10 protein-coding genes are annotated in these 6,946 nt (G+C 23.6%); 2 read left to right on the top strand and 8 right to left on the bottom strand.

Annotated elements, in window-relative coordinates; genetic code table 11:
• Positions 1–53 precede the first annotated feature (53 nt).
• The 4 genes from H9660_RS15390 to H9660_RS15405 form a co-directional block, all read right to left on the bottom strand.
• A complete protein-coding gene (locus tag H9660_RS15390) occupies positions 54–218 on the bottom strand; it encodes a TlpA family protein disulfide reductase (RefSeq protein WP_191751259.1) in 165 nt (54 codons plus the stop codon).
• Positions 219–228: 10 nt separating this feature from the next.
• Positions 229–660 carry a cytochrome c biogenesis CcdA family protein gene (locus H9660_RS15395; protein WP_341479608.1) on the bottom strand — a complete coding sequence of 144 codons (432 nt, stop codon included), beginning with the start codon at positions 658–660 and terminating at the stop codon, positions 229–231.
• Positions 661–845: 185 nt separating this feature from the next.
• On the bottom strand, positions 846–1,271 hold the full coding sequence (locus H9660_RS15400; protein WP_191751260.1) for a DUF3783 domain-containing protein: 426 nt from the start codon (positions 1,269–1,271) through the stop codon (positions 846–848).
• Positions 1,272–1,321: 50 nt separating this feature from the next.
• A complete protein-coding gene (locus H9660_RS15405; RefSeq protein WP_191751261.1) occupies positions 1,322–1,852 on the bottom strand; it encodes a putative ABC transporter permease in 531 nt (176 codons plus the stop codon).
• A gap of 191 nt (positions 1,853–2,043) precedes the next feature.
• Between H9660_RS15405 and H9660_RS15410 the strand changes: the two genes are divergently transcribed.
• Positions 2,044–2,874 carry a cation diffusion facilitator family transporter gene (locus tag H9660_RS15410; RefSeq protein ID WP_207729505.1) on the top strand — a complete coding sequence of 277 codons (831 nt, stop codon included), beginning with the start codon at positions 2,044–2,046 and terminating at the stop codon, positions 2,872–2,874.
• 81 nt (positions 2,875–2,955) lie between these two features.
• Here the strand turns inward: H9660_RS15410 and H9660_RS15415 are convergent, their stop codons facing one another.
• The 4 genes from H9660_RS15415 to H9660_RS15430 are packed head-to-tail and all read right to left on the bottom strand — an operon-like array spanning position 2,956 to position 6,083.
• Positions 2,956–3,597 carry a TIGR03943 family putative permease subunit gene (locus tag H9660_RS15415; RefSeq protein ID WP_191751262.1) on the bottom strand — a complete coding sequence of 214 codons (642 nt, stop codon included), beginning with the start codon at positions 3,595–3,597 and terminating at the stop codon, positions 2,956–2,958.
• Positions 3,598–3,620: 23 nt separating this feature from the next.
• A complete protein-coding gene (locus H9660_RS15420; RefSeq protein WP_191751263.1) occupies positions 3,621–4,517 on the bottom strand; it encodes a permease in 897 nt (298 codons plus the stop codon).
• Positions 4,501–5,148 carry a GTP-binding protein gene (locus tag H9660_RS15425; RefSeq protein ID WP_191751264.1) on the bottom strand — a complete coding sequence of 216 codons (648 nt, stop codon included), beginning with the start codon at positions 5,146–5,148 and terminating at the stop codon, positions 4,501–4,503. Before H9660_RS15425 ends, H9660_RS15420 begins: the two co-directional genes overlap by 17 nt.
• On the bottom strand, positions 5,145–6,083 hold the full coding sequence (locus tag H9660_RS15430) for a CobW family GTP-binding protein (protein WP_191751265.1): 939 nt from the start codon (positions 6,081–6,083) through the stop codon (positions 5,145–5,147). Before H9660_RS15430 ends, H9660_RS15425 begins: the two co-directional genes overlap by 4 nt.
• A 155-nt stretch (positions 6,084–6,238) precedes the next feature.
• Here H9660_RS15430 and H9660_RS15435 point away from each other — a divergent pair, with 155 nt between their 5' ends.
• Positions 6,239–6,862: a DUF975 family protein gene (locus H9660_RS15435; RefSeq protein WP_191751266.1), complete on the top strand. Its 624-nt coding sequence runs from the start codon at positions 6,239–6,241 to the stop codon at positions 6,860–6,862.
• Positions 6,863–6,946 lie beyond the last annotated feature (84 nt).

Below are 6,946 nucleotides of genomic sequence, written 5' to 3' on the forward strand. Positions count from 1 at the left end.
TTATTATACCATAATATATTATTTTTTCAACTTATAATTTATTTTCTAAATAGTTATTGGATTATCTTTTCTATATTAGTTTTTAACATCTTTTCATCTATTATTCCTTCTCTATCATAAGAAATATTTCCACTTATATCTATAAATATAGTTCTTGGAATTCCCATTATATTATAAGTATTAGTGGCAATTAAGTCTTCATCAAATAAAACCTTCATCTCTAAATTATTATCTTTTAAAAATTTTAATGCTTTTTCGAGTCCATCCAATTGCAAATATTATTCCAAATAAAATTGATGATATCAAATTAAGATTATTTAAATTTGTCTTATTTTTTAGTTTAAAACTTCTGTCTAATAAAGAAATTTTTAATAATCCAATATAATTCAATCCAAATACTATTAATACTAATCCCGAAACTGTATTAAAAGTAGTCATATACTTTTGTATAAATGAACCAAAAGTTCCAGCTGCCGCACCTAAAATTGTAAAAACAACTGAAAACCCAAAAACAAATCCAATAGAATTAACTAAAGCATTACTATTCTTTTTGTCATCATTTCCACCCATAAAGTAAGAAATATATATAGGCAGCATAGGCAAAATACATGGAGAAATAAAGGTTATTATTCCTTCCAAAAAAAGAATAAAATAATTCACTAAAACACACCCTTTTTTATAATGAAAAATTAAAAATTAAGAATGAAGAATTAAGGAAAAAATCCTTAGGATTTTAAATAGAGGTGCTTCGCACCATTTATTTAAAGTTTTGCATTGCAAAACATCCTAAATTTTTCATTTTTAATTCTTCATTCTTAATTTAAAGATTGCTTTGCAATCTTATATTACTCTTCGTGATCGTATGATTTTCCTGATTGCATTGCTATTTTTTCAGCAGCTAGGTTATTTAATAGAACATTTATAGTCCATTCTCTAGATGTTTCTGTTACTGTTGCTTTTAAAACATTATTCAATCTAAATTTCTTTAAGTTTTCTATAACTAATCCTATTTTAGCTCCTGGTATATTATTAAATATTATAGCTCTATGTTTAATTCCATCTTCTGCATCATTTAATATGTTACCTTCTAGTGCATCCTTAACTAATGTATTTCCATTTTTATAATTTACAACAACCTTATCTCTTATTCCAAGCATTCCTGCTAAATTTCCAACAGTTTTAACTTCCTTTGCATTAAAATTACATAATATAATGCAACTTCTTCCTTCGTTAGCTTTAGTTTCTTTAGTATCTAATAATTCAAATGACATAATAATCTCCTTTTATAAATAAATTTTCTTATTTATATCATATAAAATTACTAAGAATTAAGCAACCTTGAATTTTTTAATTTTAACTTTATGCTTATTGTAATAATTATGTCTATTATAATAATTAAACTAATTACAGAATTAAATATTTTAAAATATTTTTCTAAGCTTATGTAAATATTATTAACAAAAGGTTGCACAAAATTAATTCCAAAGTAACACAAAATCATCCAATAAAAAGAAAACTTTACTGTTATTATCCCTTTATAATTTAGCCTTGAACTTGAATAATCCCAATACTTTTCATTAAAAAAACTACTAAGTATATATCCACTTATAAATTCTATGCTTGTTGGAACTATTAAAGATAACATAAGTTTACTAATTAAATTTAAATTATAATATTTATCTAACATAACTAATATTGTAAAGGCAATCCCATACATTGGTTTATATGGCCCCTTTAAAAATCCTTCCTTTTCAAAGCTTCCTGTAATTATATAATTATATACCCCTTCAATTATCCAACCTATTATAGAGTATAAAATCAAATTAAATATAGCAAAATGTATTATTCTCATATTAACACCATCCTTAGTAAATTTTCCTAATTAGTTTGCCCAAGTTAAAAGCTAAAATACATATAACTCATTCCTTTTATTCTTATTTATAACCTTGTAACTTTTATATTTTATAAGAATAAAATATATTATATAAATTTAGAAAGGAAGAGATTAAAATAGAGCTTACTTATAAAAAAGTTAAAAATATATTGCTATTACTATTAGGTGCTAACTTATTTGTTGCCATAGCTAAGATTATAGTTGGGCTAATAATAAATAGCTCAAGTGTAATGGCTGATGGTTTTCATTCCATATCAGATAGTGCTTCTAATATTGTTGGAATTATAGGAATAACTTTAGCATCAAAGCCTAGAGATTCAAAGCATCCCTATGGTCATAAAAAATTTGAAACTATTTCTAGTATAATCATTGGACTTATGCTATTACTGCTAGGATTTAACGTTATTAAAGGCTCCATTTATAAGATTTTTAATCCTTCTAACTTAGAAATTACTTTCCAAAGTTTAGTAGTAATATTAATAACCTTATTTATAAACATCTTTGTTGCTATTTATGAAAACAAACAAGGTCATAAACTAAATAGTCAAATACTTATAGCAGATTCTCTTCACACTAAAAGTGATATTTTTGTTTCAATTGGAGTGCTATTTGCCTTAATATCTGTTAAGTTAGGATTACCCCCTTTAGTAGATACTATTGCTTCTTTTATTGTAGCCTTCTTTATATTGCATGCTTCATATGAAATAATTAAAGATAACCTTTCATCTTTAACGGATAAAATTATGATTGAAGAAGATACAATTATAGATATACTCAAAGAATTTAAGGAAATTAAGGATATTCATAATATTAGATCTAGAGGCCATTATGATTATATATTCATAGATATGCATATTAAAGTAGACTCCACTCTTAATGTTAATGAAGCTCATAAATTAGTCCATGATATTGAATATACTCTTTCTAATAAACTAGATAAGAAGATAGATTTAATAATTCATGTAGAGCCTTTATTTTAAAAATAATAAGCTATAAAATTCATTTAAAGTATTTTTACATACAAACTGAATTTTATAGCCTATTATATATAATTTCTTACTTTAAAAATATATATTATTAGGTTCTTTAACTTCTATATATTCCTCTATATTTAAATAGTATTCATTATCATAAGATATTTTGCCTAACACCTGTAACCACTGCCCTTCATCAAATTTATTATTAGCCAAAGTCTTTATACCTATTATATAAGAATCAGCAGCACAACAATTCATTTCTTCTCTTGCTAAAATAAACTTATCCTCTTCATATTTATATACAAATCCAGTAAAAATTATATATTTACCTAAATATTCTTCCCCATTACTTTCTAATTCCTCAAATATATGATGAGTTTCATGATTTATTTCTATAGCATTTTTAGCTAAAATATTTTTAAAACTCTTTGTGTTTTCACCATTATATAAATTACTTCTCACTATAAGTAAAACTCCTATAGTTAATGTAAATATTATTGGAATAAACTTCATAGATGTGTCTCTTCTAGAGTTAAAGCTTATTACCTTCATAGCTTGAATAAAAATAAACAAAGGTAAAATCACTATAGCTATATATAAATTTTTTGTTGTTTTTTCACTAAGATAATTATAAATTTCTCCAGATATCATTAAATAATTTATATAAAAAGTCATTAGAATTAATATTAATAACCAAATAAATTCATCTACATTAAATTTTTTCATAAATAAACAGCTCCAAATTATTTTTAAGAATAAACTAAAGTTAATGTCATAGAAAAACCTATTACAACTAAAATAATTAGCAAAAATAACTTAATTGCAAAAGATTTTTTAAAGTATGATGATATTAAAATAGCATTTTTTAAATCTAGCATTGGCCCAATTATTAAGAATGCTGATATGGCTGGAACTCCAAAATAATTTGAAAAGCTTTTTCCTATAAAAGCATCTGCTTCTGAGCATAATGATAATAAAAACGATAATAACATCATTAGAATTATTGGCATTAGTACTCCCTTATTATAATTATTTAAAATCTCTTCTTTTAATATCACAATAAATATACTAGATAAAAAAGAACCAAATATATAATATCTTAGTATATTAAAAAATTCTTTACTTGCATGTTCTAAACACAATCTGATTTTAGACTTATTATAAAAATAATCTCCAACCTCGCATCCACAATCACATATATTTTCATATTGACTTTTTACTTTAATAACTTCTTCTTTTTTATTAGTAAAAAATTCTATAAGCACTCCTATTACTATAGCTGAAATAATACCACCTAAAGCTCTTATTAAAACTATTCTTATATCATTAAAGGCATAAAATGTAGATAATATAACTATAGGATTTACAATTGGTACTGATAGCATAAATACTATAGCTACAGCAATTGGAACACCTTTTTTTATTAAACTTCTTGCAATTGGAACTATGGCACATTCACAAATTGGTATAAAAACTCCAAATAATGCTGCAAAAATAATAGAAACAAATCTACTTTTAGGCAATATTTTCTTTACTCTTTCTTCTGAAATAAATAATTGAATTGTTGAAGAGATAATTGAACCAATTATTATAAAAGGCAATGCTTCTAATATCATACTTATAAAAATATTAGCCCATTTTATCATCTAAATATACCTCACTTTTACTAAATAAAACTTTAATTCTATTTAAAATTTGATTTTCCTTAAAATACTTCGATTTTTTTAAATCAAAACTTAAATTACTTAGTGAGTTTGATAATATAATAGGTGAGGTTTGATTAATTATTTCTATTTCTTTTATTATTTTATCTTTCTCATCTTGATCTAATAAATCTAAATTATTCAATATTATTAACTTACTAGATTGAATAAATGGAATAATTATTTCTCCTAAATTTTTTAAATAAATAATTAAATTTCTAGCATCTCCTATATAATAATTTCCATAAAAAACAAAATTCTTTTTAATAAGTTTATCTTTAAATAGATCTCCTATTAAACTTAATCTTTCAGTTCCATTAAATTCAACAATTACTTTATGATATTTTTTTTCATTAATTTTACCTATTAAAGTTTTTTTTAAATCCTTAGAGTCTTCTAAATATATTGTTTCTATATTTACAAAACTATTTTTTATATTTGTAATCCCCTTTTCTAAAACTATAACTAATATTTCCTTCTCTAAGCAAAGTTCCGTTTCTAGATATGAGTTTATAAAAGATGTTTTTCCAGCCCCTAAAAAGCCACTAACTATTTCAAGCTTTATTCTCATCATATTCCTAAGTTAAATAAACCTTCTATTTCTTTTTTATTTAGCTTTACTCCAATAAAAGAAATAACAGTATTCTTACTATTACTTATTTTTCTTATTTCAAATTCATCTTTTACAAAATCAAATTGACCTAAACTACCATCTGTTAATTTTACTATTCCTTTTGCTCTTAAAACTTCTCCAAAAATATTACTTGAAGATATAAATTTGAATTTAGACACTAATTCTGCTTTAGAAATTTTCTTTTCAGGATAAATAGCAAAAGTTTCAAAGGTATCTTTTGCATTACTTTTTTCTATTACTCTTAACTTTGGTTTTAGAGTTTTATTTTCATTAATATTTTTAGGGTTTATACTACCTAAAATCTCTGAAAAATCTATAAAGCTCCACTCTTCTGTTAAGATTATAGATTTTTTACTTATTTTATTTATCTTTAAGATAATTTCATCTAATTTTTCTTTTTTTATCTTTTGAGTTCTGCTTAAAATTATTTTCTTAGAATATATAATTTGATCTTCATAAAAATCTTTAAAATTATTAATATATAAATCAAATTTCTGTGGATCTATTACAGTAATAACATTGTCCACATAAACTTTATCCTTTAATTTTTCTTCTTTAAAAACTTTTAATATATCACTTAGCTTAGCAACTCCTGAAGGTTCTATTATTAATCTACTAGGGTCATATTTTTCTATAACCTCTAAAATAGCATTTTCAAAATCTCCAGTTACTTCACAACAAATACATCCAGAATTTATTTCCTTTATCTTAATATTAGATTCCCTAAGAATTAATGCATCTATACTTACTTCTCCAAATTCATTTTCTATAATTGCTATATTCTCTTCATAAGCTCCATCTTTAATAAGCTTTTTTATAAGAAAGGTTTTTCCTGCCCCTAAAAATCCTGAGAAAATATCTATTTTTACTTTCATACTTCACCTCAAAAAATAAATAATATTATATTCTTCACATTTTATGATTTAAAGCATATATTTATTACAAGAGAATTAGAAAACATATTTTTTTATTTATATTTATGCATAAATCTATTGTAAAATATTGTATAATATATAGGAGGTGATTAATTTTGGATAGAGCTTATTTAAAATCTAAAGCAAAAGATCAATTAAGAGGTCGATGGGGATTAGCGATAATTACTATACTTGTTTCTAATATTTTTATTAATACCACCAATTTACTGCAAGGTTTTAAAGTTATATTAGATATTTCTCCTAAAGTTTCTCTTTCATTTAATTTAATAACTTTAATTTTAGGTGGAGTTATTTCTACCGGGTTAAGTAAATTTCTTTTGAATTTTACAACTAATACAGAGGAACCCAAATTTAAAGATATATTTTCTTATTTTAATATATTTTTTAAAACTTTAGGATTATTTGTTTTAATAGGAATTATTGGATTACTAGGATTTATACTTCTTATAATTCCTGGTATTATAGTTACATTAATGTACTCACAGTCCTTTTATATCTTAGCTGAAAATCCTGATAAAGGAATATTTCAATGCTTAGAAGAAAGTTCTAGGCTTATGTCTGGCCATAAGTGGGAATTGTTTGTTTTAGAACTTTCATTTATAGGTTGGTGGATACTGGCAGGTTTAACCTTAGGAATTGGCAGCTTATGGGTTGAGCCTTATCAAAAGGTTACAGAAACAAATTTTTATTTTAAATTAAAGTATGAAAACATGGTATAAATAAAATGAGGCTGTCGCATTAGCGGATAAAAAATTCGCTAGCGAAGCTCCTTTCTTTTCATTTACAATGGATTGATTGTATAT

This window comes from Clostridium gallinarum, assembly GCF_014836325.1.
Classification (GTDB): Bacteria; Bacillota; Clostridia; order Clostridiales; family Clostridiaceae; genus Clostridium; species Clostridium gallinarum.